This is a genomic window from uncultured Lacinutrix sp., from assembly GCF_947500325.1.
In the GTDB taxonomy this organism is placed as follows: Bacteria; Bacteroidota; Bacteroidia; order Flavobacteriales; family Flavobacteriaceae; genus Lacinutrix.
Map to the genome: position 1 here is coordinate 1 of NZ_CANMRQ010000074.1, position 776 is coordinate 776.

1 protein-coding gene is annotated in these 776 nt (G+C 34.0%); it reads right to left on the reverse strand.

The features are described from left to right. The coding region (locus tag Q0997_RS20220; protein ID WP_299892528.1) for a SprB repeat-containing protein at positions 1 to 776 on the reverse strand (776 nt) is incomplete at both ends.

Genomic DNA, 776 nt, shown 5'->3' on the forward strand with positions numbered 1-776 from the left:
GTAGTACTACAATTTGTATTATTAGAGATAGTAGCAGAAGCCATAACTTCTGTTGGGTTGTTTAAAGTAATTGTATATATAGGTGATAAACATTCATTACTATCTTGTATCTGATATGTATAATCACTTGTCGTAGCTGTAGTTGAAATAGCATCTAAACCATCATAAAAAGTATCAGTAGTAAAAGGACTTCCGTTAAAACTAATAGTATAACCTCCAGAACCACCAGCAGGCGTTATTTGAATCTCTCCATTAGCATCATTAAAACATAATGGATCAACACCATTAGCAGTAGCTGTTGGATTTGTAATAGCATCTATAGTATTTACTTCAGATTCTGCGATACATCCTAGAGCATCTGTTATTTGGAATTGGTAAGTACCAGCAGTAGGAGTAGCGTAAGTAAAAGGAGTGCCAGTAGTTCCTAAAGGAGTATAGGCTCCACCATTTATAGATACAGCATAATCAAAAGGAGCAGTTCCACCAGTAATAGTACCAGTAATTTCAGCGTCTGGATTTGCAGTACAATCTAAATCTTTAGTTATAACAGTTACTAACGTTAATTGAGGCTCAATAGTTTGAGTTGGTAAAGTAACTTCACAACCAAAAGCATCTCTTACTATTATTACATAAGTATTTGGTGTTAAATTGCTAAAAATATTACTTGATTGAAATGCACCTCCATTAATATTATATTGATAAGGCGGCATACCTCCAGAAGCAGTAACTTCAATTGTCGCTCCATTTGTAGGATCATAACATAAGTTTGATGTAGT